Genomic DNA, 24,578 nt, shown 5'->3' on the forward strand with positions numbered 1-24,578 from the left:
AGCCCCGTCATGACCGCGCTGACCACCGCGACATCCGCCCCCGACACGGAGCAGGAGATCCTCCGTCTGTACCGGGCCCATCTGAGCAAGGGCCGGGCCACCGTGGCCGAACTCTTCGGCAGCCATATGGAGGTCGAGTCCTCCGGCGCCTGGCTCACCACGAGCGACGGCGAACGCTTCCTCAACGCCGGCGGCTACGGCGTCTTCCTGATGGGTGCCCGGCACCCGCTGGTGGTCGAGGCAGTCGCCCGCCAGTTGCACACCCATCCGACCGCGACCCGCATCCTGCTGGAGCCGACGGTGGCCCGCGCCGCCGAGGCGCTGCTGTCCGTGGCGCCGGCCGGGCTGGAACGCGTGCACTTCGCGGTGTCCGGCACCGAGGCGGTGGAGGCCGGCCTCAAACTCGCGCGGGCCTCGGGCCGCCGCCGTACCGTCGCCATGCTGGGCGGCTACCACGGCAAGACCCTGGGCGCCCTGTCGGCCACCGCCAAGGAGGTCTACCAGAAGCCCTTCCGGCCGCTGCTGCCGGACTTCTCCCATCTGCCGTTCGGTGACGCCGACGCCCTGCGGGCCGAACTCGCCGCCCACCCAGGTGAGGTGTGCGTGATCCTGGAGCCCGTCCAGGGCGAGGGCGGGGTGATCATCCCGCCCAAGGGCTATCTGCGTCAGGTCGAGTCGCTGGTGCGCGAGTACGACGGCTTCCTGATCCTCGACGAGGTGCAGTCGGGCTTCGGGCGGCTGGGCGAGTGGTGGGGTGCCGACATCGAGGGCGTGCTCCCCGACGTGCTGCTGGCCGGCAAGGCGCTGGGCGGCGGGGTGGCCCCGGTGTCCGCCGTGCTGGCCACCCGGGAAGCCTTCCGCCCGTTCGACCTGGACCCGTACATCCACACCGGTACCTTCGCCGGCCAGCCGCTGCTGATGGCCGCGGTGCAGGGCGCCCTCCGGGCGGTCGAGGAGGAGCGCCTGGTCACCCGGGCCATGGAGCTGGGCGCCCGGCTGCTGCCCGCGATCTCCGAGATCGCCCAGCGGAATCTCGGCGAACTCCTCGTCGAGGTACGCGGCAAGGGACTGCTCATCGGTGTCGAACTCACCGAGGCCGGGCTGGCGGGAGAGCTGCTGATCGAGCTGTTCAACCACGGTGTCGTGGCCAACCACTCGATGGGCGGCAGCTCCGTGGTGCGCTTCACACCGCCCGCCGTGCTCGACGAGGCGGACATACGTCACCTGCTCGACGGCTTCGACCAAGCGACCCGCGACCTGATCCGCAACTCGACGACCATGCCCGAAAGGCGCTGATCCGCCATGCGACACGTACTGCTGGAAGCCCTGGTCCACGGCGAGAAGGCCGAGGACGTCCTCCACTCGGTCAGGCGCTGGGAGCGCTTCCCCGAACTCGCCCCGCACGTGCAGTCGACCACCGTCCACGCGACGTATCCCGAGCCCGACTGCTCGTCCAGTTGGGAGCTGCACTTCCGCAGCGGTCTGCTGCGCTGGACCGAGCGCGACGAGATCCTCCCGGACTCCCTGGAGATCCGGTTCGAGCAGACCGAGGGGGACTTCGACACCTTCCTCGGCACCTGGCGGCTCACCCAGCGGGGGGACGACGTCTCGGTGCGTTTCGAGGCGGACTTCGACTTCGGCATCCCCAGCCTCGAAGGCATCCTCGACCCGATCGCCGAACGGGTCGTCAAGGAGACCGTCGCCTGGGCGGTGGCCGGGATGTATCCCGGAACAGAGATCCTCGGCGATGTCGCGGGTCCTGACACCTCGCTGGCCGGGGCGTCCGCTCCGGCGTAGGTGCACCGACTCCTCGTACGGCACCCACCGATCCCGCTCACCGCACGCGGCAGGAACCCCGCCGCGTCCCCCCTCCGATCCCTCCGTCCCCGACCGCCGGACAGGCCCCAGAGGAGTCAGCCATGGACCAGGCCAACCCATTCGAAACACCACGCACGTACTCACTGCACCGCGCCGAGTATCTGGTGGGGCTCGCGGTGTCGACCGTCCTGATGATCGTCCACTACGACGAGATCCGGTGGCTGCCGGCCGTCGCCCTCTTCCTGTACATCGACGTCATCGGCTACCTGCCGGGGGCGATCGCGTTCCGGCGCAGCGGCGGCAGGCCGATCTCCAAGACGTACTACGTGCTGTACAACTTCATGCACAGTCTGATCACCCAGGGCGCCGTGGTCGGCCTGTGGTGCTGGCTGATCGGCCCCGAGTGGGCGCTGCTGGTCATCCCGTTCCACCTGTTCGGCGACCGGGGGCTGTTCGGCAACTTCATGAAGTCCTTCGCGCTGCCCTTCGAGCCCGTCCAGCAGCCGGGGTATCTGAGGCTGCTGGACGATCTGGGACTCGCGCACCCCAAGCAGGCCGGGCACACGGCCGATCCGGCGCCGGTGGGTCATGTGCCGTCGCAGGTCCCGCCGCGGGCGGTCCGCTGACCGGTCCGGGAACCGGCGCCGACGGGCGCCGCCGCGCGGGACATCGATGACCGAAAAAGGAGAAGACACCGCTGTGACCACCGAAACCGACGGCACCCCGGGTATCACGACCGACAGCGGGGCGCGACCGGTCGCCCGTGAGGCGGACTGGGACGAAGCTCCCGGTCTCCTCGACGGCGCCAAGAGCCTCACGCTGGGGCCGGCCGACTGCGACCTCGCCTACTGGATCACCTCGGTCGCGCAGGGAACACTGCGCGACCGGGGCGAGAGCGGCCATCACGTGGACGCGATCGTGCCCCGCTTCCTGACCGAACCCGGCCCGCTGCGCGAGGCGTTGATCCTGGAGTTCGGCTTCCGGGGTCTGTCCGAGGAGATCGCCACCCGGCTGCTCGGCCACTACGTGCCGATCGCCCCCGGCATACCCGAGCTGGAGTTCTACGCCACCCAGCTGCTCGACGAGGCCCGGCACGCCCGGGTGTTCCGCAACCATCTGGTCGAACTGGGCATGCCGGCCGACACGTTGCTCAAGGACATCGAGGCGCTCTCCGCCGACTACCGCCGTGACGTGCTCCAGCCCGTCGAGGACTTCACCCTGGATGTGGTGCGCGACAAGCAGGACTTCATGGGCGGGGTCGCCGTCTTCGCCATCGTGATCGAGGGCGTGCTCGCCCCCGCCGCCGAGCTGAGCGAACGCAAGTGGACACCGCTGTCCCCGGCGACGGGTGAGATTTCCCGGGGCACCGGTATCGACGAGATCCGCCATCTGACCGTGGCCAGCACCATCCTCCGCGACCACCTGGCGCGCGATCCCGGATCCCGCGACCACATCCTGGAGATCATCCGGGCCGGGGTGAAGCTGTGGGACGAGGTGCCCGACCGGGAGTACGTCATCCACCGGGAGGAGCTGTTCCAGCAGGGCATGGCCGAGCACGCGGACCTGATCGGCGACTACGAGATCTGGCCGGGGGTGCGGATGCTGGACACCACGCCGGAGCAGCGGTACGACATGGCGGAGCGGTGGACGGAGGAGATGGCCGAGGTCCGGATGGCCTACATGGGGCTGCCGGTGGAGGCCCTGACCGGCGGCAGTTCCGCATGACCGGCGGGGCCGCCGCGCCCGCGGCGGTGATCGCGGGCATCGGCCGGTACCTTCCGCCGGACGTGGTGACCAACGACGATCTGGCGGGCCGGCTCGACACCTCCGACGAGTGGATCCGGTCGCGGACCGGTATCGCCTCGCGGCATGTGATCGCGCCGGGCACCGCCACGTCGGACCTGGCGGTGGAGGCCGGGCGGCGGGCGCTGGCCTCGGCGGGCGGTGTCGGTGCGGAGGCGGTGGTACTCGCGACGACCACTCCGGACCAGCCCTGCCCCGCCACGGCGCCGCTGGTCGCGGACCGGCTCGGGGTGGGGAGGGTCGCCGCGTTCGACGTCTCCTCGGTGTGCAGCGGCTTCCTGTACGGGCTCGCCACAGCGGCGGGGCTGATCGCCTCGGGCACGGTGGAGAGCGTTCTGCTGATCGCGGCGGACGCCTTCACGACGATCATCGATCCCGCCGACCGGGGCACCGCGGTGATCTTCGCCGACGGGGCGGGGGCCGTGCTGCTGCGTTCGGGGCGGCCGGAGGAGCCGGGCGCCGTGGGCCGGGTCGTCCTGGGCAGCGACGGTTCGCTCGCCGGGCTGATCGAGGTGCCGGCGGGGGGATCGCGGCAGCGGTCCTCCGGTGTCGCCGCCGGGCCGGGCGAGGAGTTCTTCCGGATGCGCGGCCGTGAGACGTTCCGCCACGCGGTGGGCCGGATGACGGAGTCGTCGCGGGCGGCGCTCGCGGCCGCCGGGTGGGACGGCCCGCTCGCCGCGGACCGGTTCGCCGCCCACCAGGCGAACGCCCGGATCCTCACGGCCGTCGCCGACGAGTTGGGCGTTCCGCCGGAGCGGCGGCTCTCCAACATCGAGCGGACCGGGAACACCGGCGCGGCGTCGCTGCCGGTCCTGCTGGCCGAGGCGACAGCGGAGGGAACGCTGGCGGCCGGCCACCGGACACTGCTCACCGCCTTCGGCGGAGGTCTCGCCTGGGGTGCGACCGCCCTGGTGTGGCCCGACCTCAAGACGTTCGACGACTGACGGACGCGGCGACGCACCGTCGTCCGAATCACCGATCCCGCCCCACCGGGCGGCGTAACAGCGTCGGGCCGCGCGGCGGGCCGACCGGACAGCGAAGGATGACACCGTGTTCGAGACACTCAAGGAAATGCTGGTCAGCAAGCTCAAGGTCGCTCCCGAGCAGGTGACTCCGGAGGCGACGCGGGAGGACGTCGAGCTGGACTCGCTGGCCGTCGTGGAGCTCTCGCTGCTGCTGGAGAAGGAGCTGGGACTCCAGATCAGTGACGACGAGTTGCTGGAGGCGGCCACGATGGGCGACATGGCCGATCTGATGGCCGAGCGGAGCGCCTCGGCATGACCTCCGGTGCCGATGTCGCGGTCACCGGCCTGGGGCTGGTGACACCGGCCGGGCGCGATGCCGCCGCGACCTGGGCGACCGTCCTCGACGGGCGGCCCACCGCGGCCCTCGACCCCGAACTGGAGGGGGTTCCGGTCCGGTTGTCCTGCCGGGTGCCCGGCTTCGACGCCGATGCCCTGCTGGGGGCGCGCAGGGCGCTGCGGCTGGACCCGTTCGTCCGGTTCGCCCTGGTGGCCGCTCGCGAGGCGGTGGCGGACGCGGGGCTCGATCCGGCCACCTGGGACGGGGCGCGGGTCGGCGTGGTGCTGGGGTGCGCCGACGGCGGCCCCGGCACCGTCGAGGCACAGCACCGTACGCTGCTCGGCGAGGGGGCGCACCGGGTCTCCCCGCTGCTGCTGCCGATGCAGCTGCCCAACATGCTGGCGGGGCAGACGGCCATCGAGTTGGGGGCCACCGGCCCCAATCTGGTGGTGGCGACGGCCTGTGCCTCGGGGGCGACGGCCATCGGGGTCGCCCGCGACCTGCTTCTCCTGGACCGCTGCGACATCGTGCTCGCCGGGGGCGGCGAGGCCATGATCACGCCGCTGGTGATGACCGGCTTCGCCAGGATGGGCGCCCTGTCGCACCGGGAGGACGATCCGGCCACCGCCTCCCGCCCGTTCGACGCGGAGCGGGACGGCTTCGTCGCTGCGGAGGGTGCCTCGGTGCTGGTGCTGGAGCGGACCTCGGACGCGCGGGCCAGGTCCGCCCGGGTCCGGGCCCGGGTGGTCGGCTACGGGGCCAGCGCCGACGCGCACCACATGACGAGCCCGCACCCCGCGGGCGCGGGGTGCGAGGCGGCGGTACGGGCGGCGCTGGCCGACGCCGGAGCCGGTACCGGGGATGTCGGCCATGTCAACGCGCACGGCACCTCCACCCCGCTCAACGATCTCGCCGAGGGGCGGATGATGGGCCGCCTCTTCACCGGCGGCACGGTGGTGACCTCGACCAAGGGGGTCACCGGCCATATGCTCGGCGCCGCCGGGGCCGTCGAGGCCGCGTTGACGGTGCTCACCCTGGAGAAGGGCGTGGTGCCGCCCACCGCGGGGCTGTCCACGCTCGATCCGGAGCTGGACATCGAGGTCGCGACCGCCCCCGCCGCGTGCCCGGACGGGCTGGCGCTGAGCAACTCCTTCGGGTTCGGGGGCCAGAACGCGGTTCTGGCCCTGGCCCGGGCCTGACCTTCGCGGCCCCGGAGGCCGGCTCTCCCCCGGCGGGGCGGGTCGGCCTCCGGGGCCGCTTCGGTTCCGTCACACCACCGTGCCGCCGGCGCGGCGGTTCCCCACGGCCGTCCGTCCGGGGTGCCGCCGCGCCGGCGGCTCAGTGGTTCTCCGGGAGCCGCCGGTGCCGGGGGACGGGTCCGCCGTGTCCCGCCGGCGGGCGGGACCGCACGCCGGCACGGGCGTCCGGCGGACCGGGGGTCACAGTGCCGCGCCCGGCACGAGGCCGGCGAAGTCCAGGGCCGGGTCCTGGTTGAGGATGTCCTGGAGGAGCCTGCGGAGTTTGGCCGAGGGCTCCAGGCCGAGTTCGTTGACGAGGCGCTGCCGGGCGCCGTTGTACGCCTCCACCGCCTCCGCCTGCCGGCCGGCCCGGTACAGGGCCAGCATGAGCATCTCCGTGAGCCGTTCGCGCCAGGGGTGGATGGAGCTCATCCGTTTGAGTTCGCTGATGGTGTGCACCGGGTCGGCGAGCTGCATTCCCAGCCAGAGGGTGTCCTCGACGACGGCCAGGTGCTCCTCCTGGAGTGCCAGGGCCATGCTCTGGCACATGGGCCCCTGGGCGACGCCCTGGAGCGGTTCGCCGCGCCACAGGGACAGCGCCTCGCCGAACAGCCGGTACGCCCGTTCGGGCTCTCTGCGCATGCACTCCCGGGCCCGGGAGGAGAGGCTGCGGAAGGTTTCGGCGTCGATCGCGCCGGCCCGCAGGTCGAGCGCGTATCCCGATGAGCGGGTGAGCAGTTCGGGGGCGGTACGGGTGGGTCCTGCCAGCTTCTGGAGGGTCCGGCGTAACCGGTAGACATGGGCCTGGAGCGAGTTCTCGAAGGTGGGCGGCGGGTTCTCCCCCCACAACTCGCCGTAGAGCTGTTCGGCGGCCAGCGGCTGGCCCGGGCTGATCAATAAGGACGTCAACAGGGTGCGCTGCAGACTGCCGGTCATCGTGTGCACCCGATCCCCCGCGTGGACTTCCAGCGGCCCCAGGACACGGAAGTACAGACCGGGCCCCCGGGCGTCGGACCGTTCCGGATGCACAGCGGACGATAGGTCCACGTGTTTACTCAACTTATCGAGGCGAAAAAAATCGTGCACTTTCTTTCCTCCGATCACGGCGGCCGGATGCCGCTCTCCATTGATGCCGCAGAACTCGGGGTCCACAAGACCGAGAAAGCCGCTCACAGCACTTCCCGGACAGTGCGCTTCCGGTTTCGAACACATGATCGCGTGGGCTCCATACATGGACATTTACCTGCAAACCGGGGGGATATTTCCACCAAACAGGCCGAGTTGAGGGGCGCACCCGTGGCAGCGATTGGCCGATTCGAACATCTTCCGCTTGCCCGGAGGGAAATACTTTTCCAATTACCTCTGAGGTAATTGACGACCGACGATTTATCGGACCATTGGTTCACCATTCACCCAAAGGAACACTTCCGGCAGCTCCCCCTGCCGCGCCTCCCCCACATTCATAGGCCCAATAGAAGGATTCCGTCGCCATTTCCGGGGCCCGTACCCGCGATTGCGCTGTGTTTTCGCTTCCCGTCCCCTGCCCGTTCCAAGTAATGACCGCCATTACCTCGGCGCCCTCCGGCCGCGCGCCGGGAGATCCGCCAGGCGAACCGGGCGCGGGACGCGCCCCGCGCCCGGTTCCCCGACCGACCGCCGTGGGCCTTGTGCCGAAAGGGCCCCGGTTCGCCGCGGACAGCGCCCGAACGGCGTCCGGTATCCCGACCGGAGCCGTTCCGGGCGCCGCCTACGTCGCGATGGCTCTCCGCCCGTGCCCGTTTCGGTCCACGGCCTGTGGGAGTAGGGCCCATCCGGCGCTCCGCATCGACCGGTGGAGCGGCCCGCGATCGGGCGAGCGCGCGGACACGGCACATCGTGCGCCGCCCTCTCTTTCCCCGTACCCGCGCTTTCCCCGTACCCGCGGGGGACAGCGCACAGCAGGGCGGGGGGGGGGGGGGGGGGGGGGGGGCGCCCCCCGCCCCCCCCCCCGGGGGGGGGGGGGCCGCCCGCGGGGGGGGGGGGGGGGGGGCCCCCCCTCCCAGCGCCCGGGTCCCCCCCCCCCCCCCGCGCCCCCCCCCGCCCCCCCCCCCCGCGCGGCCCCCCCCCGGGGGGGGCCCCCCCCCCGGCGGGGGGGGGGGGGCGGGGGCGGCCCCCCCCCCGCCCTGCCGGGTGTGTTATGCCGTCGGAACCAGGCGCCGCAGATGGCGGCCGAGGCTGTGCTGGACGGCGGCCGCGTGGTCGAAGAGGTAGAAGTGCCCGCCGGGGAAGGTGGTGGTGCCGAGGAAATCGGTGCCCCGTCGCGCCCAGGCGTCCATGCCCTCGCCCGGAAGCAGCGGGTCGTCCGCTCCGCCGAAGGCGGCGACCGGGCAGGGAGCGGGAGCCAGATCGTCCCGGAAGCCGCCGACCGCCAGGAGGTCCCCGCGCAGGGCGGGCAGGACGGTCGCCAGCGTGGCCGGGTCGAGGGACACCCCGTGCGGCATCATTCCCAGCTCCGCCACCCGGTCCAGCAGTTCGGCGTCCGAGAGGCCGGCCACCGTCTCCCGCCCCGGACCCGCCACCTCTGAGCCGGGAGCCCAGCCGGAGACCCCGAGGAGGGCCGGAGCGGTGCCTCCGTCGCGTACCAGGGCGACCGCCAGCCGGTAGGCGAGCAGCGCGCCGAAACTGTGGCCGAAGATCAGGTACGGCCTGCCGTCGAGCTCTCCCTCGAAGGGCTCCTGGAGCGCCTCCACCACGGCGTCCAGATCGTCCAGGGCTTTCTCCTGGAACCGTTCCTGACGCCCCGGCAGCTGGAGGACGCGGACGTCGAAGCCGGGGGGCATGGTCTGCGACCAGGACCGGTACTGCGCCGCCGAGCCGCCGGCGTGCGGGAAGACGAAGGCCGTGAACGGCGCGTCGGGGTCCGCGTCCGACCCGGTGAACCAGCCGGCCCGGCGCCCCCCTTCGGCGGAGGTCACGCGCCCTCCGGTACGGCCTGACGCACGGCGGGGAGCAACACCTCGGCGATTTCCCGCATTTGCGCCTCCGGACGCAGCGATCCGATACGGATCACGATGTGCCGGGCACCCGCCCGCACATAGCCGGCGAGCCACTCGGCGCAGGCTTCGCTCGATCCCCAGGCGTATGCCTGGATGGCGGACATCTGCTCCAGCGAACGGCCGTAGTAGTGCTCGATGTAGTCCTCCAGCCCGGCTCGGGCACGCCGCTCGTCCGGGTCCACGCTGATCGTCGCGTACAGGCCGGGGGTGACGGCGCCCTCGGGGCGGCCCGCCTCCCGGCGCAGTTCCTCGATCCGCCGCCATGCCGTGCCGTACGCCTCGGCCTTGGGCAGGAACGGCAGCCAGCCGTCGTAGAGCCGGGCGACCCGGTCCAGTACGCGCGGGGTGTCGCTGCCCGCGAGCCACAGGGGCGGTCCGTCGGGGCGGGGCGGACTGACCAGCCGGTCCAGGCCGGCCGCCTGCCAGTAGCGGCCGTCGAAGGCGTCCGGAGCGCCGGGGCGGACGCTGGCCCAACAGGTGCGCCACAGCGCGGCGATCTCGTCGAGCCGCCCCGCCCGGCCGGCGAACGAGGCGCCCACCGCGGCGAACTCGTCCTGGGTCTCCGGAACGGGGAACCCCGACCCCAGGCCGAGTACGAGGCGGGCACCGCTGATGTGGTCGAGGCTGCTGACCATGTTGGCGCCGATCAGCGGATGCCGCAGCGCGGGTGTCAGTGCGGCGGTCCCCAGGGTGATGGTGCGGGTGGCCGCGCTCACGGCGGACAGCACGACCAGGGGATCGAGGCGCGGGCGTGCGGTGAGCGAGTCCCCCGTCCACAGGGAGTCGAAGCCGAGTTCCTCGGCCTGCCGAGCGAAGTCCATGAGCGGCGAGGCACTGTAGTCACCGAGGATCGCCTGCTCTCGGGTGGGCAGCAGGATCCCCACACGGACCGGCTGACGGACGACGCTCATCAAGCACCTTCTTCCTTCTGATCACGGGAACGGTCGCCACGATCCAACCAACCATGGCTGACAGGCCGCTGACGGTCTGCTGAAGGTGCGTCAGATGCCGTAGAGTCGGATCTCCTTCCGCCGTGGAGACATCCGTAGGAACGTGAGGAGCCCGCAGTGACCCAGCACGCCGCACCTCTGGACGACCTGCTCGACCTGATGCCGTACGCGAGGACCACCGGGGTACGGCTGGAGGAGGCGAACGCCTCGCTGGTGCGTGGCAGCCTGCCGTGGGCACCCGGTCTGTGCACGGCCATGGGCTTGCTCCACGGGGGTGCGTTGATGACCCTGGCGGACAGTGTGGGGGCGGTGTGCGCCTATCTGAACCTGCCGGCCGGCGCGACGACCTCCACGGTGGAGTCGAAGACGAACTTCTTCCGCGGAGTGCGCTCCGGCACCCTCCACGCGGTGGCACGGCCCCTGCACACCGGGGCGTCGTTCATCGTCGTCCAGACGGACCTCACGGACGACGCGGGGCGTCCGGTCGGCCTGACCATCCAGTCACAGGCCGTACGGGGCGGCGACCGCGCCTGAGCCCCGCCGGTCGCCTGCCGACCGGCCTCGGTCGTGGGCCACCACCGTGCCGTCCGTGGCCGCCGAGGACGCGGTCCGCCGCGCTCACCCGTCACACGTCAGCTGCGGACATGGTCCAGCCAGTCCCGCATCACGTCGCGGTCACCGGTCACCCTGATGCCCGGGGAGGAGAGCGGCAGGCGTCGTTTGAGCAGGGGCAGCAGGAGTTCGCCCGGGGCGTCCACGGTGACGTCCGGCCGTCCGGTGCCGGGTGCGAGCAGGACCGGGCCGCAGGGCGCGAGGCGGATCAGCCACTCCCCCGGGCCGCGGGTGGAGCCGACCGCTCTCAGCAGGATCCGTTCGCCGGACTTACGGAGTTGGGCGAGCCGCGGGTCGAAGAAAGCGGTGGAGGCCGGCTCGGTCACGAGTTCGAGGATGAAGTCGACGAGCTCCTCGGCCACCTCACGGTCGAGTTCGGGGGCGAGGCCGAGCATCGCCTCGGCGTCCAGTCGATGGATCCCCGACTCCAGCGCGCCCCAGGTGGCCCAGCCCCGGGAACGCGGCTCGCCGAGGCAGGTCCACACCGGGCGGTCCGGGCCGGCGGCCAGGAGCGCGTCGACGAAGGCGTCCGCCGCCTCGACGAACGGCGCGACGGTGTGATCCTCGACGATCCGGCTGCCCAGCGGTGTCTTGAGATGCGCGTGGGCGAGAGCGTCGACGTACGAGGTCCAGGGCGCCCCGGCGTCCAGGGCGCCGTCGGGGATGTCCGGCAGGAAGGTGTGCGGCGGCCGGAACTCGGCGGCCCCGCTGTTCAGCATGCCCGCCGCCCAGGTGAAGGCCGCGTGCAGATGTCCGGCGAGGTGCGCGGCCGTCCACCCCGGGCAGTCGGGGACCCGGGTCTCCGGGTCGACGCGGCGCAGCGCGGCCGACAGGTGCAGGCACTGCCTGCGGATCTCGTGGCACAGACGGGTGTGATCGATCCAGTACATGAGCTGTCTCCTTCGTGGAGATCCGGCCGGCCGGCCGGGGAGGGACACCGCACGGTGCGCGGGCCCCCGGCCGTGCCGGCCGTCCGTGCCGAAGCCCGGTCAGGGGGCGGAAGCGCTCCTGACGGGCAGCAGCGTCTCGATGTACGCGCTCAGCAGGTCGACGCGGGGGTGTTCGAAGACGACGGACGCCTGCAAGGTGATCCGGAACGCCGCGTCCAGGGCGTTGCGGATCTCGACCGCGTTGAGCGAGTCCATTCCCAGGGCGGCCAGTTCCGCGTCCGGTTCGACGTCGTCGGCGTCACGGAAGCGCAGCACGTCCGCGAGCCTGGCTCGCACGATCGCGTTGACCGCGGCGGAGCGGGCCGGGCCGGGTACCTCCGGCACGGTGCTCGGGTCGACGGGGCCGCCGGTCGTGGCCCGGTCGGTGACCAGTTCGTCGAAGAGGGCGTTCCCGGCCCTCCGGGACACAAAGCGGTCCCAGTCGCATCGCCCTACGACGACGTGGCTCCGTCCGGCGTCCAGCAGGCCGGGCAGCAGGTCCGCCGCTTCCGCCTCGTCGAGGGGCCGGATGCCTTGTGCCTCCCAGCTCTTGACCGGCGCGGCGGCCGGGTCGCGCGGTACCCAGGGGCCCCAGTCGACGGCGAGCGCGGGCAGGTCAGCGCGAGCGCGCCGGTCCGCCAGGTGGGCGAGGAAGGCGTCTCCCGCGCCGGGGCCGGCCGCCAGGGCGGAGCCGACCGTCGCGCCCGCCGTGGAGCAGAGCAGGAAGAAGTCCGGCCGGTGCGACCGGGCCGTCGCCTCGTGCAGCAGCCAGGCCCCGTACACCTTGGCCCTGAACACCGTGTCCAGGCTCTGCCAGGTCTGCTCCGTCACCGGCAGGTACGCGCCGTCCGCCGCCGCGTGCACGACGCCTCCCACCGACCGCCCGGCGTCCGCGAGTTCCGCGAAGACCCGGTCGATGTCCGGGGCCGACCCGATGTCGCATCCGCGGACCGTCACGGTGACTCCGTCGCCCAGTTCGGGCGCCGCTCCTCCGGTGCGGCTCAGCAGCAGCAGGTCGCGGGCGCCGAGGGCGACGAGCCGACGCGCCATGTGCAGCCCGACGGTGCCGAGGCCGCCCGCGACCACGTAGGTGCGGTCGGGCCGGATCTCGACCCGGCGGCGTGGCTCCGGCGCGGGTGCGGCCGGGCGCAGCCGTCGTACCCATCGCTGTCCGTCCCGGTGGGCCACCTCGAACTCGGTGTCCTGCGGCGACGCCCACTCGTCGATCAGCGGGCCCGCTCCCTCCGCGCCGGGTTGCAGGTCCACCAGTGTCACCCCGTATCCGGGGCGTTCGACGGCCAGACCGCGGGCGAATCCCCACAGGGTGGCCGCCGCCGACACCGCGGGTGAGGCGTCCGCACCGGGGTCGCCGGGCAGCGTGTGGGCGCCTTCGGTGACCAGCCACAGGCGTCGTCCGTCGCCGAACTTCTCGCGTGCCAGGATGTCCAGCAGGGGCAGCAGTTCACCGTAGTTGAGCGCGCACTCGGCCCGCAGCCGCTCCACTCCCGTGGTGCCTTCCGGGGCACGGTGCCAGAACCACACCACGTCGCGGGGCGGGCCGTCGCGCAGGGCCGCCGTCAACTCCTCGGGGTTCGCGGGACAGATCGGTTCGACGCCCGCCCCGGAGGCGCGGTCCATCAGCCGGGAGCGCAGCTCATCGGGGGCTCCGAGCAGGAGGACGCCGCGTTTCTCGCCCGGTTCGCCCGCCGGGCGGGCGACCCAGTGCTGTTCGTGGAGGAGCGGCATCGCGGCGTCGGGCCGGGGCCGGGAGCTCCGTTCGGCGGCCCACGCGGCCTCGGCCTCCCGGCGCTGCGGGGTGGGCAGCCAGTACGGCTTGCGGTCGAAGGGGTAGGCGGGCAGCGGGACACGGGTGCGGGGGGCGTCCCGGTGGTAGCCCGTCCACGAGGCCGGCACCCCGGCCTCGTAGGCCCTGGCCAGTGAGCGCCGGATCATGTCGCCGGTGGTGTCGTCACGGAAGGTGCTGCTGAGCCAGACGTGTTCCGGGTCGGTCGCGGATGTCCTGGCGAGTGAGGTGAGGGCGGTGGAGGGGCCCAGCTCGACGAAGACGTGGCGCCCGCGCCGTTCCACCGCCTGGACACCGGCCTCGAACTGCACCGGCTCCAGCAGGTGGCGTATCCAGTAGTCGGGGGTGCCCATCTCCCCTGACCTGGCCACCCGGCCGGTGACGTTGGAGACGACGGCCATGGTGGGCGCCCGGAACTCCACGGTCGCGAGTACGGCGCGGAATTCGTCGGCGATCTCGGCCATGAGGTCGCAGTGGTACGGGGCCGCGCCGCGCAGGGGTGTCACTTTCACGCCCTGCTCCGTCAGGCGCGCACCCGCGTCGGCCAGCGACTCGGTTCCCCCGGTGAGCAGGCACTGGGCGGGGCCGTTGACCGCGCCGACGGCGAGGTCCGGGTAGCGCTCCACGAGTGGTGCGACATCGGCCGCGCGGGCGCCCACCGCCGCCATGCCTCCCTTGCCCTGGACTCGGCCGCTCAGCCGCCCTCGGGCGGCCACCAGCCGTGCCGCGTCCTCCAGGGAGAAGAGTCCGGCGGTCGCCGCGGCGGCGTACTCGCCCAGGCTGTGCCCCAGCAGCACCGAGGGACGGACGCCCCAGGACAGCCACAGCTGTGCCATGGCGTACTCCAGGCTGAACAGGGCCGGTTGCAGGTGGCGTGCCTCGTGGACATGGCCGGGCTCGTCGCTCTCACCGCGTATCAGTACGCCGGGCGGGAGGCCGGTCAGCGGGGCGAAGACCCGGTCGCAGGCGTCGATCGCGTCCCGGAAGACGGAGTACTGGCGGTAGAGGGCGGCGCCCATGCCGGAGTACTGCGTCCCGGTCCCGGAGAACAGGTACGCGACCTTCGGGGTGCCCGGCCGGCCGCCCGGTTCGACGTGCCCGATGTCCGCGAGGCGTTTACGGAGGGTGCGGGCGAGGTCCTCGCGGTCGTGCACCACATCGGCGATCCGGTGACGGAAGTGCGCCCGGCCGGTGTTGGTGGTCCGGCACAGGTCGGTGACGGATATCCCGGGGTGCCGGTCCAGGTGTTCCAGGTGGCGCTCGACGAGCCGGCGCAGCGAGGTGCGGCTCTTGGCGGAGAGGGTGACGACGGCGCTGGTGGGTGCGGCGGTGACGGGGGCCGTCCCGATGGCCACCTCGGTGGTGGCGTCGGTGGCGTCGCCGGGGGTGGCCGCCGCCGGTGTGTTCTCGTGGGGCGGCCCTTCCAGGACGACCGAGGCGATGGTGCCGGTCACGCCGAAGCTGTTCACCAGGGCCCGCCCGGCTCCGTCGCCCGGCCAGGGCCGGACCTCGGTGGGCACGGCGAAGGGGGCGTCCCGCCAGGCGATGACGGGGGACGGGGTGACGAGGTTGAGGTGGGGATAGACCGTCCGTTCGCGGAGCTGGAGGACCGTCTTGATGAGTCCGCCGACACCGGCGGCACCCTCCATGTGGCCGATGTTGGTCTTCAGGGATCCGACGAGCACCGGGTCGGCCGCGCTGTGCGAGGCGCCGAAGACTCCGGTGATCGCGTCCGTCTCGGTCGGGTCGCCCAGCGCGGTGCCCGTGCCGTGCGCCTCCACGTACTGGATGTCCCCGGGTTCCAGCCGGCTCCTCGTCAGCGCGGCCCGCATGACCTCCTCCTGCGCGGCGCCGTTCGGGGCCGTCAGTCCCGCGCTCTCGCCGTCCTGCCGTACGGCGGAACCACGGATCACGGCGTGCACCGTGTCACCGTCCCGCCGGGCGTCGCCGAGCCGCTTGAGGACGAGCACACCGCATCCTTCGGCGCGGGCGTAGCCGTCCGCGGTCTCGTCGAACGTCTTGCACTGTCCGTCGGGTGCGAGCATGCCGCCGAGAGCGAGGACGGCCTGGCTGCGCGCGTTGTGCATCACGTTCACCCCGCCGCACAGCGCGATCCCGCACTCTCCCTCGCGCAGTGCCTGCACGGCCAGGTGGGCGGCGACCAGCGAAGACGAACAGGTGGTGTCGATCGACATGCAGGGGCCGCGCAGCCCGAGGGCGTACGACAGCCGGCCCGACACACCGCTGTGGGTGAGACCGGGGGCGAGGTAGGGGGTGAGGTCGGCGGGGGCGAGGTCGGTCGCCTCGAAGATGTAGTCGAGCGATGTCACACCCATGAAGACCCCGGTGTCGCCGTGGCGCAGGGACACCGGGTCGATGCCCGCGTGCTCCAGTGCCTCCCAGGCGGTCTCCAGGGTCAGGCGCTGCTGGGGTGCGATGTACGGGGCTTCCTTGGGCGACACGGAGAAGAAGGCGGCGTCGAACCGGTCCACACCTCCGATGAAGCCGCCACGGGGGTGCTCGTCCAGCAGGCCCCCGTCCGTCCCGACATCGTGGGACATCTCCCTGCGTTCGTCCACGGGCAGCGGTCCGATGCCGGACCGGCCCTCCCGCAGGAAGTCGGCGAACGCGTCGACGTCGTCGTTCCCGCCCGGACAGCGCAGCCCCATCCCCACGACGGCGATGGGCTCGTGCTTCTCGCGCAGCAGCCCGGCGAGCTGCTCGTCCTTGCTTCGTAGTTCACGCAGCGCGGCGGCCAGCTGTTCCCGCGTCTCCTCCGACGTCTGTGCCATGGTTCTCCTCCAGCCGGGAAAGGGCGGTCGCCTCAGTCCGTCAGATGGTCGATCAACTGCTCGGGGGTCGGCCGGCGGAACAGCACCGTCGTCTGTATCTCACAATCGAGCTTCTGCTCCAGAACTGTCTTCACCTCACTCATTTTCAGCGAAGTGAGACCCAGGTCGAAGAATCCGACCTCCAACGGCAATTCCTCCTCGTCCGTCATGAGGAGAGCCGACTTGAGTTCCCGTACCACCAGTTCCTCGATTATCTCCCGGCGCTCATGCACCGGCATGAGCGCCAATTCGCGCATCACAGGGACCAATCGTGACACATTTCCTCCGACCTTTCGAAATGCTCCAACCGCTGCATCTAAGCAACCGATCCTGACACGTCGATGACGCACCACTGACAACCGGACCTTCCATTCGGAAGCCGAACTCGCCCGGTTTACCGCAACTGTCGAAGCGATGTACTTTTCGCCGTACCCCCTTGGCCTCGATCTTGAGGAGCACCGTACGATGCCGCGAATTCCCTGCCTCGGCCCCGAAGCACTTCCCGAATCCCTGCGCTCCCTCGACGAGGGGCGCATCATCAACCTGTTCAAGGTCCTGGCCCACGCCCCGAACGCGGTGGAGCCGATCGCCCGGGTCGCCGCTGCGCTCCTGGCCGCCGGGGGGCTCAGCCCGGCCGACCGGGAACTGGTCATCCTCACCTGCGCGATGCGCTACGAGTCCGAGTACGAGTGGGCCCAGCACGTCCCGCTGTCCCGGGCCGCCGGCGTCACCGACGAGCAGCGGGCGGCGCTGCGCCGCGGCGACCACGACGCGGCCGTGCTCAGCCCCGCCCAGCGGGGACTCGTCAGGTTCGCCGCGGCGGCGGCCGACCACCCGCAGGTCAGCGACTCCGTCTACGCGGGCGCGAGCCGCCACTACGACGACGAGCAACTCGTGGAGACCCTGATCGTGGTCGGGTTCTACTTCCTGGTGGCCCGGGTGTGCACGGTGCTGGACGTGGAGATCGACGCGCCCGACGGGGAGGACGTCCTGCGCATGGCCAGGATCATGCGGGCGGGCTGAGCCGGTACGGCCGCGCCGGCCCCGGTCACGGGGCGCGCGGCCGGCACCGGCTCCGGTCGCGCGGCTGCCTCGGTGCCGGCACACGGAAGCGCCCGCCCCCGGAATGCGGTTCCGGGGGCGGGCGCGGAAGAAAGCAGGCACGGGAGAAAGCGGGTACGGAACATCAGAGGCGCGGTGAGACGGAGAAGCAGGAGGGGCCGTGCGATCGGCCGTTCGGTGACGACGGCACGATTCCGTCGTCACCTACGGGACAGCTCCTGAGCGGCGGAGAGGGCAGGATTCGAACCTGCGCGGGCCGTGAGGCCCGACCTGAAGACTTGCTCCTGGTCCCCGATAAGCCACTCCGGGCACCTCTCCCTGTTTCCGGCTTCCGTGTTCGTCCCCCGGTCACAGGAACAACAATGGCAGAGGTGTCTGACAGGCCGCTGACGACTCTCTGACGTCTCATGGCAGTTCCATTCCGGTCTTCCGCCGGACGATCCTTCGGTGTTCTACTCGCAGGACCTGAGAAATTCCGAAAGGGGAACTGGAATGACCGCGGCCACTACGGACGACCCGGTTCTCGGGGCCGTCCGCGCACATACCGGAAGTGAAAATGCCAGCGCCTTCCTGGCGCTCAACAGCGGAAACAGTACATTCACCGCGCCCGGCCTGGACGGTGTGATCGTCTATCGCCGTACCGGCCGTCACGCGGTCCAGTTCGGCGGCCCGTTCGCCGCCCCCGACGCCTACGACCCACTCCTCGAATCCTTCCGCCGGTACGTGAAAGAGGAGGAACTGAGCCTCGTCGGCGTCCAGCTCCAGCGCGCCGACGCCGAGCGGTACGCCCGGCACGGCTTCACCGTCAACCAGATCGGGGCGTCCTGGGCGGTGACCCTGGCGGACTTCACACTGCGCGGCACCCGTTTCATGCAGCTGCGCAACAAGATCTCGCGGGCGCACCGCAACGGCCTGGAGATCAAGGAGGTCGTCGCCGAGGACTGGCTGCGGGAGGTCGCGACGATCGACGAGGCGTGGCTGGGCGGCAAGGACGGGGCCGGTCAGCTGGAGTTCCTGGTGGGCCAGGTCGGCGGCGCGGTGCAGCCGCTGCGCAGGCTGTTCGCCGGCACCATCGACGGTGCCCCGGTCGCCTACATCTCGTACTCGCCCGTCTACGGCGAACGGGCCGGCTGGATGCACGATCTGAGCCGGCGGATCCCGTCCGGCTCACCGGGCCTGATGGAAGCCATCAACGCGCACGCGATCGAGGTGTTCCGCTCCGAGGGGGTGAAGTGGCTGCACTTCGGTTTCACGCCCTTCACCGGCCTCGACCCGAGCCACGAACTCGAGGGCCACAGCCCGGCGTTCCAGTGGCTGATGCACGCCCTGTGGGCCGAGGGGGCGGCTCTCTACCCGGCGCAGACGCAACTCTCGTACAAGCAGAAGTGGGCGCCGGACGCGCTGATCCCGGAGTACGTCGCCTTCGACGGGCCGAACGCCTCACTCGCCTCGTTCGCCCACATCTTCCGTGCGTGCAAGGCGTTCTGACGTACCAGCGGACAACGGAACCACCCATGCGATCCGGACGGACGAGGAGCCGAGTGCAGTGAGTGACAGCGACGGGAACACCACGACCGAGACCCTCCAGCACGCCATGCTCGACAAGCTGATGGCCATCATCGGGGCCCCCGACGACGAGGACGTGGCGCGGGCCGCCGACGAGGTCGTCAGGGCGCTCGACGCCCGCCTGGCCGAACCCCGGCCCGCCACCGCCCCCTGAGCCCGCCGCGACAGGGGACATCCGGCGAAGGGGCGCGGTCCGGACGGAATCCGGACCGCGCCCCGCATGGTCATGTCTCCCGGCGCGAGGTCAGCGCGTCGCGCCTCCCGGCAGGATCAGCCGGAACCCGGTGTACGGGACGAGGGCCTCGGGGATCCGCACCGCACCGTCCTCCCGCACCCCCTGCTCCAGCAGGGCGGCGACGGTGCGGCCGATCGGCAGCGCCGAGCCGTTGAGGGTGGCGACCGGGGTCTTGCGGCCCCCCTCGCCCTTCCGGCGGATGTTCGCGCGGCGGCCCTGGAAGGTGCCGCAGTCGGAGACGGAGGAGATCTCCCGGAAGGCGCCGCTGCCCGGCAGCCACACCTCGATGTCGTACGTCATCCGGGCCGAGAATCCGAGGTCTCCCGCCGGCAGCAGCACCACACGGTAGGAGAGTTCGAGCCGACGCAGGCACTCCTCGGCATGCCCGACCATGAGCCGCAGCTGCTCCTGCGCGTCCTCGGGGGCACAGACCCTGACCAGTTCCACCTTCTCGAACTGGTGCAGGCGCAGGATCCCCCGGGTGTCCCGTCCGTACGCGCCCGCCTCCGCGCGGAAGCACGGGGTACGGGCGGTGAACGCGTACGGCAGGTCGCGCCCGTCCAGGAGCTGACCGGCCAGCAGGTTGGTGAGCGGCACCTCGGCGGTGGGTATCAGGAACATCTCCCGGTCACCGACCTGGGTGCGGAACAGGTCCTGCTCGAACTTGGGGAGCTGCCCCGTCCCCGTCATGGTCTCGCGGTTGACGAGATACGGCACGGAGTACTCGGTGTAGCCGTGCTCGGAGGTGTGCAGGTCGAGGAAGAAGTCGGCCAGGGCCCGTTCCAGCCGGGCGCCGGCACCGCGGCCGACACTGAAGCGGGCGCCGGAGAGCCCGGCCGCCGCCTGCGCGTCCAGGACGCCCAGGGACTCGCCGATGTCGGCGTGGTGGCGGGAGCCGGCCTCGCGCGGCGGCGGGCCACCCCGGCGCACCTCCACCGCCTCCGCCTCGCTGTGCCCCGAAGGGACCGAGTCCAGGGGGATGTTGGGAATGCCGAGCAGGATCTCGTGCAGCTCCGCCGCCGCTGTCCGGGCGGCGGCCTCCGCCTGCTGGACATCGGCCCGCAGCGCGCGGGCGGTCTCCTTCTCCGCCTCCGAGGGCGGCCCGTTGCGCCCGCGGGCGCGCGAGGCGGAGTTCAGTTCGGTCCGCAGCCGGGTCACCTCGGCCTGTGTCTCGGCGCGGGCCCGCGCCGCTTTCTCCAGCAGGGCCGGATCGAGGGCGTACCGGCGGCGGGCCAGTCGCTCCACGGCCGCCGGCCCGTTGGCGAGCAACTCGTTCGGATCGTGCACGAGATCTCCTGGGGTGAGCGAGGGGACGCGAGTACGCCGTCGGGCGCCGTCGGCGTACGGCGTGGGGTACGGGACGCGGGGTACATACCTGGGGTACGCACGGGGCTTGGAGTACGCACGGGGGCACGGAGCACATACGGGAAAGCGGGGCGTCGGTGAGCGACGCCCCGCCCGCCCGGCCGTTGTCAGGGCGCGGGCTCCTCCCGCGCCGACCGCAGGTGGCCCGCGTACAGCTCGCCCGCGTAGCTGAGCAGCGGAAGCCCGTCGGCTGTCCTGGCGCGGACGACGTGGCCCAGCAGCAGCTCACCGTCCCCGAGCGGGTGCCGGGAGTGGAAGCGGCAGGTGTAGTGGGCGAGTCCTCCCGTGAGCAGCGGGGCCTTCGCGTAGGAGTCCGCCTGCCAGCCCAGCCCGTCGAACTGCTCGCTGCCCTCGGGGCGGCTGCTGTCAGCGAACCACCGTGCCACGTCGTCCTGTTCGGCGCTGAGCACATTGATCGCGTAGCGGCCCTCGTGGGCGGCGAGCCGCGCGAAGGACGACCCGGTCCGCAGCACCACCCCGACGAGCAGGGGCTCGCGCGACACCAGGGTCACCGTGCTCGCCGTGGTGCCGTGCATTCTCTCCTCGGTGGCGACCGTCAGCACCGACACCGGAGAGGCCAGGTGATACATGCCCCGCCGGCGTTCCGCGGGGTCCTGGCGTACCGGCCGGCGGACGTCGCGTATCGCGGCTGCGGTACTCATCACACGTCCCTCCGCCACTGATCGGCGCGGTGCGGTGCGAAGCCGCGTGGCATCCCGATGGGGGTTTCGTGGTCCATGAGTCAATCAGCTCCCGCGGATTCGGTGAAATGGAGCGATACGGCGCCCCGTCGGGGCGCGCGGAACTGCACGGCCGGCCTGAGCGGCGCCCCGTACCGGCCTCGGCCCGGCCGCGTCACCGCTGTGGTGCGGCGGACACCACCGATGCGGTCCGGTACGGAGAATCCGTCGGCGGGAACCCGTTCGACGGTCCGGGCCCTGCGGTGGTGCGGGCGGAATTCCCGATGCGGACTTCCCGTACCGGTCGCACCGTGGATTCCACCGCGGACTTGGTGGAGAAATCCGTGCTGGAGTCCTCCGGGGAGCCCGTCGCCGTGAATTCCGGCGCCGGGAAAGCCTGGCCGAGTTCAATACGCGTACAGGGTGCGAGATCCTTCTCGAATCGAACCGATCGTGGCAGCCGGTGCTGACTCGGCCCTGACACCCGCCTGACCGGCGACTGCTCCAACGGGACATCAGCGGGGCGTCAGCCTGCACTGTTTTCATCACCGGTGAATCCACGCCGCCCCGAGTGCGACGCACGGCCGCCCATTCACCGGACCCGCTCCCCCCATGGAGTTCACCGCGCTCGCCGAACGGTCCGGGAAAAAAGTCCGTGGTCCGGGGAATTGCCGCGCCGCCCCGGCGGCCCTCACAGACGAAGGACTGGGCTCATTCCAAAAACAGAAAAGGGGAGTTGGACACTCCACCACACCTCCCGAGGACATGCCGCTGTCCGTCCGCACCATCCGGCGATCGTCTGCGACGGCCGGACCACCGACTACGCGACGCTGCACCGCGAGAGCAACCGGGCCGCGTGGGCGCTGCGCGCCGCCGGGGTGCGGCGCGGTGACCGGGTCGCCTACCTCGGCCACGAGTCCGAGTACTACTACCTGGTGATCCTCGCCTGTGTGAAGGTCGGGGCGGTCCTGGTCCCGGTCAACTGGCGGCTCACCCCGTCCGAGGTCGACCACATCCTCAAGGACTCCGGGGCGGTGCTCCTCTTCGTCGGCGCCGGGTTCCACAGCACCGCCGACAAGGTCCTGGACGATCTGTCGGGACCTCGCACGGTCGTCCCCGTGGACGGGGGCGACGCCGCCGCGCCGGTCCGGGGCGCGGGACTCGCCGCCTGGAGCGCGGGCCACCGCGACACGGACCTGGATCCGGGCACCGGGCCCGACGACCCCGCCGTGCAGATCTACACCAGCGGCACCACCGGTCTGCCCAAGGGTGCCGTGCTCGCCCACCGCGGTTTCTTCACCCTGCCGCACGCCATGCGTACGCACGGGGTCGACTGGATCGACTGGCTGCCCGAGGATGTCGCGCTCATCTCGCTGCCGGGCTTCGGTATCGCCGGCATCGGATGGTTCATGCACACCTTCAACGCCGGTGGCACCAACGTGGTCATGCCGCAGTTCGACCCGCAGGAAGCCGTCCGGCTGATCCGCGCCCACCGGGTCACCACCACCTTCGCCGCGCCCGCCATGCTCCAGGCGATGCTGGGCGAACGGACGGCGGAGCCCGAGGCGTTCGCCTCCCTGCGCAAGATCGCGTACGGCGCCGCCCCGATGTCCGAGGCGCTGCTGAAGCAGTGCATGGAGATGTTCACCTGCGAGTTCGCACAGATCTACGCCAGCACCGAGACCGGCAGCGTCGCCGTGTGCCTGCCCCCGGAGGACCACCGCCGGGGCGACGCCGCGCTGCTGCGCTCCGTCGGCAGACCCTGTCCGGGCAACGAGGTGAAGGTGATCGGCCCGGACGGTGCCGAACTGCCGCCGGGAGGCATCGGCGAGGTCTGTGTCCGCGCGCCCTCGCGGATGCTCGGCTACTGGAACCTGCCGGAGGCCACCGCCCGGACCCTGGTCGGCGACTGGCTGCACATGGGCGACGCCGGGTACTTCGACGACGACGGCCTGCTCCATCTGTGCGACCGGATGAACGACACGATCATCGTCGCCGGGCAGAACATCTATCCGGCCGAGGTCGAGAAGGCGCTGGCCGCCCACCCGGCCGTCGCCGACTGCGCCGTCGTGGGAGTGCCCCATCCGCGCTGGGGCGAGGCCGTGCACGCGTGCGTCGTGCTGCGCCCCGGCGCCACCGCCACTCCGCGCGAACTCCTGTTGTCCCTGCGCGGTCGCCTCGCCGACTACAAGACCCCCGGCGCGTACCACTTCGTGGAGGCGCTGCCCCGCAATCCCTCGGGCAAGATTCTCCGCCGGACGGTACGCGAGCAGCTCACGGAACGGATCGACGCCGCCGTCTCGGAGGGCGCTCGCTGACCCTTTCCGCGTCCGGTACGGCCGGACCAGGTGTGCCGCCTGGTTAACCTGTAGCCGGAAGGAAAGGGCACCTGATGGCGACAGAGTCGGCGGTAGGCGGAGCGGGGAACGGACAGGGAAGCGGTCAGGGCAGCCGGCGACGCGAGGAGATCGTGGCCGCGGTGCAGCGGCTGCTCGCGGAGTGGGGCAGCTCCGACCGGCTGACCATGCGTGCGGTCGCGAAGGAAGTGGGCATCTCCGCTCCGAGCATCTACCTCCACTTCGCGGACAAGACGGAGCTGGTGTGGGCGGCCTTGGCGGGCAGGTACGACGCGCTCGTCGCGCAGATGACCGCCGCCGAGGAAGCCGCCGACGGCTCGGACCCGCGAAGTGGGCTGCGGGCGCAGGCCCACGCCTACTGCCTGTTCGCGATGGGCAATCCCGGCCACTACCGGCTCATGTTCGAGGTGCGTCAGCCGACCGTCGAGCAGTCGAGGATCAGCGGCCATCCCGCCCGGCACGTCTCGGCCGGGCTCCGCGCGGGACTACGGCGCTGCCAGGAATCCGGGTACGCGTTGTCCCTGCCGGTCGAACAGGCGGCGCAGACCCTGTGGGCCGGACTGCACGGCACGGTGGCCCTGCACCACAGTCTCTATCGCGACGAATCCACGGAAACCCTGACCCTTGATCTGGCGGACGGCCTGGTGGACTCACTCGTCGCCGACGTGCCCGGCGCCTCCGCCCTCTTCGCCGCGGCCGCCGCCGAGACCCGGGCGTCACGCCGGATCCGGGAGATCCTGACCGGCCCGCGCCAGGGCGACCGGCAGCCGTAGGAACGGCAGCCGGATCTCGTACCCCCGCGCCGAGCCGCCGGGCCGGGCGCCCGCCGAGCCGCCGAGCCGCCGAGCCGCCGAGCCGCCGAGCCGCCGAGCCGCCGAGCCGCCGAGCCGCCGAGCCGCCGAGCCGCCGAGCCGCTGAGCCGAACGCGTGGGCCCGCACCGGGGTTTCGCGCTTCGCACCCCCCTTCGGGCGGACGGTTGCCGCCCCTCTC

General features: G+C 71.9%; 21 protein-coding genes and 1 tRNA gene. 13 read left to right on the forward strand and 9 right to left on the reverse strand.

What is annotated here, in order from left to right; genetic code table 11:
* Positions 1–9 precede the first annotated feature (9 nt).
* The 7 genes from ACFY6S_RS01250 to ACFY6S_RS01280 all read left to right on the forward strand — a co-directional run bounded on the left by ACFY6S_RS01250 (position 10) and on the right by ACFY6S_RS01280 (position 6,122).
* Positions 10–1,296 carry an aspartate aminotransferase family protein gene (locus tag ACFY6S_RS01250; RefSeq protein ID WP_388830232.1) on the forward strand — a complete coding sequence of 429 codons (1,287 nt, stop codon included), beginning with the start codon at positions 10–12 and terminating at the stop codon, positions 1,294–1,296.
* A 6-nt stretch (positions 1,297–1,302) separates the two neighbouring features.
* Positions 1,303–1,797 (forward strand): type II toxin-antitoxin system RatA family toxin, encoded by a 495-nt coding sequence (locus tag ACFY6S_RS01255; protein ID WP_388830235.1) that lies wholly within the window; start codon positions 1,303–1,305, stop codon positions 1,795–1,797.
* A 122-nt stretch (positions 1,798–1,919) separates the two neighbouring features.
* Positions 1,920–2,444 (forward strand): hypothetical protein, encoded by a 525-nt coding sequence (locus tag ACFY6S_RS01260; protein WP_388830237.1) that lies wholly within the window; start codon positions 1,920–1,922, stop codon positions 2,442–2,444.
* 73 nt (positions 2,445–2,517) lie between these two features.
* Entirely contained in the window at positions 2,518–3,543 is a 1,026-nt protein-coding gene (locus ACFY6S_RS01265) for a VlmB-like protein (protein WP_388830240.1), read from the forward strand.
* Complete coding sequence (locus tag ACFY6S_RS01270; protein ID WP_388830243.1) at positions 3,540–4,565, forward strand: beta-ketoacyl-ACP synthase III; 1,026 nt, start codon at positions 3,540–3,542, stop codon at positions 4,563–4,565. The genes ACFY6S_RS01265 and ACFY6S_RS01270 overlap by 4 nt, the downstream gene beginning before the upstream one ends.
* 106 nt (positions 4,566–4,671) lie before the next feature.
* Positions 4,672–4,902: an acyl carrier protein gene (locus tag ACFY6S_RS01275; RefSeq protein ID WP_388830246.1), complete on the forward strand. Its 231-nt coding sequence runs from the start codon at positions 4,672–4,674 to the stop codon at positions 4,900–4,902.
* Positions 4,899–6,122, forward strand: coding sequence for a beta-ketoacyl-[acyl-carrier-protein] synthase family protein (locus ACFY6S_RS01280; RefSeq protein ID WP_388830248.1), 1,224 nt, complete (start codon positions 4,899–4,901; stop codon positions 6,120–6,122). Before ACFY6S_RS01275 ends, ACFY6S_RS01280 begins: the two co-directional genes overlap by 4 nt.
* Positions 6,123–6,362: 240 nt before the next feature.
* Here ACFY6S_RS01280 and ACFY6S_RS01285 read toward each other — a convergent pair whose 3' ends face one another.
* The 3 genes from ACFY6S_RS01285 to ACFY6S_RS01295 form a co-directional block, all read right to left on the reverse strand.
* Positions 6,363–7,097, reverse strand: coding sequence for a BTAD domain-containing putative transcriptional regulator (locus ACFY6S_RS01285; protein ID WP_388830251.1), 735 nt, complete (start codon positions 7,095–7,097; stop codon positions 6,363–6,365).
* A 1,238-nt stretch (positions 7,098–8,335) separates the two neighbouring features.
* Positions 8,336–9,115 (reverse strand): thioesterase II family protein, encoded by a 780-nt coding sequence (locus ACFY6S_RS01290; RefSeq protein ID WP_388830254.1) that lies wholly within the window; start codon positions 9,113–9,115, stop codon positions 8,336–8,338.
* Positions 9,112–10,107, reverse strand: coding sequence for an LLM class flavin-dependent oxidoreductase (locus tag ACFY6S_RS01295; protein WP_388830257.1), 996 nt, complete (start codon positions 10,105–10,107; stop codon positions 9,112–9,114). The genes ACFY6S_RS01290 and ACFY6S_RS01295 overlap by 4 nt, the downstream gene beginning before the upstream one ends.
* Before the next feature lie 198 nt (positions 10,108–10,305).
* On the opposite strand from ACFY6S_RS01295, the gene ACFY6S_RS01300 reads away from it, so the two are divergent.
* A complete protein-coding gene (locus tag ACFY6S_RS01300; protein WP_388830302.1) occupies positions 10,306–10,680 on the forward strand; it encodes a PaaI family thioesterase in 375 nt (124 codons plus the stop codon).
* 98 nt (positions 10,681–10,778) lie between these two features.
* Here ACFY6S_RS01300 and ACFY6S_RS01305 read toward each other — a convergent pair whose 3' ends face one another.
* The 3 genes from ACFY6S_RS01305 to ACFY6S_RS01315 all read right to left on the reverse strand — a co-directional run bounded on the left by ACFY6S_RS01305 (position 10,779) and on the right by ACFY6S_RS01315 (position 16,579).
* Complete coding sequence (locus ACFY6S_RS01305) at positions 10,779–11,648, reverse strand: maleylpyruvate isomerase family mycothiol-dependent enzyme (protein ID WP_388830260.1); 870 nt, start codon at positions 11,646–11,648, stop codon at positions 10,779–10,781.
* 99 nt (positions 11,649–11,747) lie between these two features.
* Entirely contained in the window at positions 11,748–16,283 is a 4,536-nt protein-coding gene (locus ACFY6S_RS01310) for a beta-ketoacyl synthase N-terminal-like domain-containing protein (RefSeq protein WP_388830263.1), read from the reverse strand.
* 32 nt (positions 16,284–16,315) lie between these two features.
* Entirely contained in the window at positions 16,316–16,579 is a 264-nt protein-coding gene (locus tag ACFY6S_RS01315) for an acyl carrier protein (protein ID WP_388830305.1), read from the reverse strand.
* A gap of 208 nt (positions 16,580–16,787) precedes the next feature.
* On the opposite strand from ACFY6S_RS01315, the gene ACFY6S_RS01320 reads away from it, so the two are divergent.
* On the forward strand, positions 16,788–17,345 hold the full coding sequence (locus ACFY6S_RS01320) for a carboxymuconolactone decarboxylase family protein (RefSeq protein ID WP_388830266.1): 558 nt from the start codon (positions 16,788–16,790) through the stop codon (positions 17,343–17,345).
* Between the two features lie 265 nt (positions 17,346–17,610).
* Here ACFY6S_RS01320 and ACFY6S_RS01325 read toward each other — a convergent pair.
* Positions 17,611–17,702, reverse strand: a tRNA-OTHER gene (locus ACFY6S_RS01325).
* A 174-nt stretch (positions 17,703–17,876) separates the two neighbouring features.
* Between ACFY6S_RS01325 and ACFY6S_RS01330 the strand changes: the two genes are divergently transcribed.
* A complete protein-coding gene (locus tag ACFY6S_RS01330) occupies positions 17,877–18,872 on the forward strand; it encodes a DUF2156 domain-containing protein (protein ID WP_388830269.1) in 996 nt (331 codons plus the stop codon).
* A gap of 58 nt (positions 18,873–18,930) precedes the next feature.
* Positions 18,931–19,104 carry a hypothetical protein gene (locus ACFY6S_RS01335; protein WP_388830272.1) on the forward strand — a complete coding sequence of 58 codons (174 nt, stop codon included), beginning with the start codon at positions 18,931–18,933 and terminating at the stop codon, positions 19,102–19,104.
* Positions 19,105–19,194: 90 nt separating this feature from the next.
* Here the strand turns inward: ACFY6S_RS01335 and serS are convergent, their stop codons facing one another.
* Complete coding sequence (serS, locus tag ACFY6S_RS01340; RefSeq protein WP_388830275.1) at positions 19,195–20,472, reverse strand: serine--tRNA ligase; 1,278 nt, start codon at positions 20,470–20,472, stop codon at positions 19,195–19,197.
* Positions 20,473–20,657: 185 nt separating this feature from the next.
* Entirely contained in the window at positions 20,658–21,212 is a 555-nt protein-coding gene (locus tag ACFY6S_RS01345) for a flavin reductase family protein (RefSeq protein ID WP_388830278.1), read from the reverse strand.
* 731 nt (positions 21,213–21,943) lie between these two features.
* Here ACFY6S_RS01345 and ACFY6S_RS01350 point away from each other — a divergent pair.
* Positions 21,944–23,548: a fatty acid--CoA ligase gene (locus ACFY6S_RS01350; RefSeq protein WP_388830308.1), complete on the forward strand. Its 1,605-nt coding sequence runs from the start codon at positions 21,944–21,946 to the stop codon at positions 23,546–23,548.
* Positions 23,549–23,622: 74 nt separating this feature from the next.
* A complete protein-coding gene (locus ACFY6S_RS01355; protein ID WP_388830281.1) occupies positions 23,623–24,360 on the forward strand; it encodes a TetR/AcrR family transcriptional regulator in 738 nt (245 codons plus the stop codon).
* Positions 24,361–24,578 lie beyond the last annotated feature (218 nt).

Origin of the sequence: Streptomyces sp. NPDC012835 (assembly GCF_042900885.1) — a bacterium.
GTDB lineage: Bacteria > Actinomycetota > Actinomycetes > Streptomycetales > Streptomycetaceae > Streptomyces.

Excerpts from the sequence above, each read along its gene's own strand:
- ACFY6S_RS01250 (WP_388830232.1), top strand. The coding sequence starts at position 10 with ATGACCGCGCTGACCACCGCGACATCCGCCCCCGACACGGAGCAGGAG.
- ACFY6S_RS01255 (WP_388830235.1), top strand. The coding sequence starts at position 1,303 with ATGCGACACGTACTGCTGGAAGCCCTGGTCCACGGCGAGAAGGCCGAG.
- ACFY6S_RS01260 (WP_388830237.1), top strand. The coding sequence starts at position 1,920 with ATGGACCAGGCCAACCCATTCGAAACACCACGCACGTACTCACTGCAC.
- ACFY6S_RS01270 (WP_388830243.1), top strand. The coding sequence starts at position 3,540 with ATGACCGGCGGGGCCGCCGCGCCCGCGGCGGTGATCGCGGGCATCGGC.
- ACFY6S_RS01280 (WP_388830248.1), top strand. The coding sequence starts at position 4,899 with ATGACCTCCGGTGCCGATGTCGCGGTCACCGGCCTGGGGCTGGTGACA.
- ACFY6S_RS01285 (WP_388830251.1), bottom strand. The coding sequence starts at position 7,097 with ATGACCGGCAGTCTGCAGCGCACCCTGTTGACGTCCTTATTGATCAGC.
- ACFY6S_RS01295 (WP_388830257.1), bottom strand. The coding sequence starts at position 10,107 with ATGAGCGTCGTCCGTCAGCCGGTCCGTGTGGGGATCCTGCTGCCCACC.
- ACFY6S_RS01300 (WP_388830302.1), top strand. The coding sequence starts at position 10,306 with ATGCCGTACGCGAGGACCACCGGGGTACGGCTGGAGGAGGCGAACGCC.
- ACFY6S_RS01305 (WP_388830260.1), bottom strand. The coding sequence starts at position 11,648 with ATGTACTGGATCGATCACACCCGTCTGTGCCACGAGATCCGCAGGCAG.
- ACFY6S_RS01310 (WP_388830263.1), bottom strand. The coding sequence starts at position 16,283 with ATGGCACAGACGTCGGAGGAGACGCGGGAACAGCTGGCCGCCGCGCTG.
- ACFY6S_RS01315 (WP_388830305.1), bottom strand. The coding sequence starts at position 16,579 with ATGCGCGAATTGGCGCTCATGCCGGTGCATGAGCGCCGGGAGATAATC.
- ACFY6S_RS01320 (WP_388830266.1), top strand. The coding sequence starts at position 16,788 with ATGCCGCGAATTCCCTGCCTCGGCCCCGAAGCACTTCCCGAATCCCTG.
- ACFY6S_RS01330 (WP_388830269.1), top strand. The coding sequence starts at position 17,877 with ATGACCGCGGCCACTACGGACGACCCGGTTCTCGGGGCCGTCCGCGCA.
- ACFY6S_RS01345 (WP_388830278.1), bottom strand. The coding sequence starts at position 21,212 with ATGAGTACCGCAGCCGCGATACGCGACGTCCGCCGGCCGGTACGCCAG.
- ACFY6S_RS01355 (WP_388830281.1), top strand. The coding sequence starts at position 23,623 with ATGGCGACAGAGTCGGCGGTAGGCGGAGCGGGGAACGGACAGGGAAGC.